The 2659-nt window shown below is 44.2% G+C and carries 3 protein-coding genes and 1 pseudogene; 3 read left to right on the top strand and 1 reads right to left on the bottom strand.

All coding sequences use genetic code 11. From position 1 onward, the window contains the following. The 3 genes and pseudogenes from O9300_RS19550 to O9300_RS17255 all read left to right on the top strand — a co-directional run. Positions 1 to 117: pseudogene (locus O9300_RS19550) on the top strand (NAD-binding protein); the annotation flags it as partial. 173 nt (positions 118 to 290) lie between these two features. After that, positions 291 to 491 (top strand): DUF4278 domain-containing protein, encoded by a 201-nt coding sequence (locus O9300_RS17260; RefSeq protein ID WP_190720927.1) that lies wholly within the window; start codon positions 291 to 293, stop codon positions 489 to 491. A 323-nt stretch (positions 492 to 814) separates the two neighbouring features. After that, positions 815 to 1276, top strand: a complete 462-nt coding sequence (locus O9300_RS17255; protein ID WP_287972956.1) for a PPC domain-containing protein — start codon at positions 815 to 817, stop codon at positions 1274 to 1276. Positions 1277 to 1575: 299 nt separating this feature from the next. Here the strand turns inward: O9300_RS17255 and cobS are convergent, their stop codons facing one another. Beyond that, a complete protein-coding gene (gene cobS, locus O9300_RS17250; protein WP_287972954.1) occupies positions 1576 to 2334 on the bottom strand; it encodes an adenosylcobinamide-GDP ribazoletransferase in 759 nt (252 codons plus the stop codon). Between the last annotated feature and the right edge of the window lie 325 nt (positions 2335 to 2659).

Raw genomic sequence — 2659 nt, 5'->3', positions numbered from 1 at the left:
TACTTAACTCTTAATGGTAACGCCACCGATGAAAGTATTCTCCAGAAAGCCGGTATCGACAAAGCGCGAGTTTTAGCGACGGTGTTACCCGATGATGCCTTAAATGTCTTTATCTCAAATGTCGGGGCGATGTTCCTAATTTTGCCCGTCGTTATGCCTTGCGTCGAGAAATGCGCTATCGGGGGTCTTCTTGGTAGGATATTTACCCAGAAAAAAGTTGAGCTTTTCTGGAATTAATTTCGCCGCAGCTGGAGATAAGACTAACTCACCAATTATCTCCAGAGACACCTATGAAATTAACCTATCGCAGCATTGCTTACGACAAAAATCCCACTGCCACCGTTGCTTCCAGTCCGCTGATTTTAGGCTATCGTGGTGTTCCCTATTTAAAAAACCGTGGTGTCGTTCAAACCATTCAGAAACCGGTAGCCGTTACCTATCGCGGTCAAGCCTATAATATCACTCAGTCTTTAGCTTCTTTGTCCATGTAAGAACCCTCTTTAAGTTTTTAACTTCTAGTTCATTTTTCAATCAATCTGTTTTAAATATTGTCAATTAATGATCAGAGCAATTACCTTAAACGGGTTTTATCTTCCCTCTTGCTCCCTTGCTCCAAGGGGGATTTTTAACTTGTTTTGCCAGCAAGGAATATATGTTCATAGTTAACAAAATTAATTACACATATTTTTCCCTTCCGCAGTTCCGCAGTTCCGGTGTTCCCCTGAGAGGGGGTGTGAATTTAATTTTGTCGAACTGCTGATAGTTATCAGTTTTTTGTAGAATAGGGAGATTGAGAAAACGAACATCTGCCATTATGACAAGATTTCCTTTGACTGGTCGCTATTCTGGTTTATGCGTCTTGCTCACTTTATTCTGGTTAACCGGTCAATCTTTACCCGTGCGAGCGGAAAAAATCTATAGTCCCGTCCCCCTAATCCTCAATAAAGAAATTAACGATACTCTCACCGACAAAGATATTCCCACAGGTGAAGGGGGGTTTGCTAGGGATTATACCGTAGATTTGGACAAGGACGATCAGGTGGCCATCGATCTCAAATCGGAAAATTTTGATGGGGTGTTAATTCTCCTGGCCGCCGATGGTTCCACTGTAGCGGAAAATGATGATGGTCCCGATGGTGGCACTAATGCCCTCCTCTTTGCGCGCATTACCGAGTCGGGTAAGTATGTTATTCGGGTGAGAGCTTTCGGAGAAACCGGTGGGGGCAAATTTACCCTGAAATTAACCCGTTTACGGGCCGTGGAGGGCAAAAATTAAACCTCTGGTAAAAATCAACAATTGTCCAGGTTGGTTAGGAGTCAGTAGCCAGTAGTCAGTAGCCAGGAGAATTAAAAATGAACATTAATCAATTAAATGGTCTATTTACAGATTTTAGGCCAGTTCATCCTTATTGTTGACGTTTTTGAATCCCAAAAAATTAATTATGCCAGAGGTCTATTAAGCTGAGACCCATTTTAATCGCCTATCCTTAGATTAGTTGAATCTCCCCCAATTCCTTTACTGTTGCCTCTTGCCTCTTGCCTCATCTCAACAAGCAATTTAAATACCCTGGCAGCTTAGCTAATTATTGTCAAAAAAACCAAGAATAGAGCCTCTGTCCATTCCACCACCGCACCGTAGGTATCACCGGTGTGACCCCGAAGACGACGATATAACCAGTAACCAGTAAGCAGAGCGAGGGCGATTCCGGCACTAATGGCGATTATTCCCCAGCTTAGACCGCTAAATAGGGCGATTAACCCCCAAATTACTCCCCCACAGTCCCAGGGCAGACAAAAAGCCACTTTATGAAAGGCTCCCTTGCCGGTGGGTTTGAGGTAGGGATAAAGAGCGATCGCCATTACTTGCCCCCAACGTCCCCAAATTGGGGCTAAAATTAGAGCTAAGGCTCGATTATCGCTTAAATCGGTCAAAGCGGCGATTTTTAGCAGCAAAACCATAGTCACGGCCATGACTCCAAAGGCCCCGGTAACACTATCGGCCATGACCGCTAAACGACGCGGGGGGTCGGTGACAGCTAAACCATCGGCCGTGTCACTAACTCCATCAAGGTGTAGTCCTCCCGTTAGATAAACCCAAACCCCCACAAGGACAACTGCACGAGTCAGGGGTGGCATTCCCAGACCAGCTAGAGTTATATCGAGCAAAACTAGAATTAAACCCAAAAATAAGCCCACTAGGGGAATCCATCGGGCAATTCTGCCAAAATCCGGCCAGGCAATCGGAACCGGAATAATCGTGTAAAAAGCGATCGCACCTAAAAATGAGCGAATTTCTTGACAAATGAAGTTAAATATGGTATGCAATCTCCCCAAAATTAGATTCCGGTATGGCAGCCTTTCTCATAAAGATGAAGTATAACCTAATTTTGTATCGGCGACCGACTCCCCAAAACGCAAACCTCGTACCTCACTATTAAAATAACTGCTGTCAACACCAATCAGTCAATCATCAAGGGGACTTCTCACACCTGTGCCACCTCTGGCTAAAACGTGGGTATAACTGAACTTCCCCCGTATAAATATACTAGCTATGGCTCAAAGTCTTACAGAGCCTGAGTTAAAGCAATATAATACTAAGGGACTACTGGACACAAAATCCTGAAGTCCTTACGCAGATAGGGTTTGAGGCAAAAATTTT

This window comes from Microcystis sp. LE19-195.1E (genome assembly GCF_027532095.1).
Lineage (GTDB): Bacteria > Cyanobacteriota > Cyanobacteriia > Cyanobacteriales > Microcystaceae > Microcystis > Microcystis aeruginosa.
Note: the sequence above shows the minus strand (reverse complement) of the source record. Positions and strands in the feature narration are given on the sequence as shown.

Coding starts and splice junctions, on each gene's coding strand:
- O9300_RS17260 (WP_190720927.1), top strand. CDS start 291: ATGAAATTAACCTATCGCAGCATTGCTTACGACAAAAATCCCACTGCC.
- O9300_RS17255 (WP_287972956.1), top strand. CDS start 815: ATGACAAGATTTCCTTTGACTGGTCGCTATTCTGGTTTATGCGTCTTG.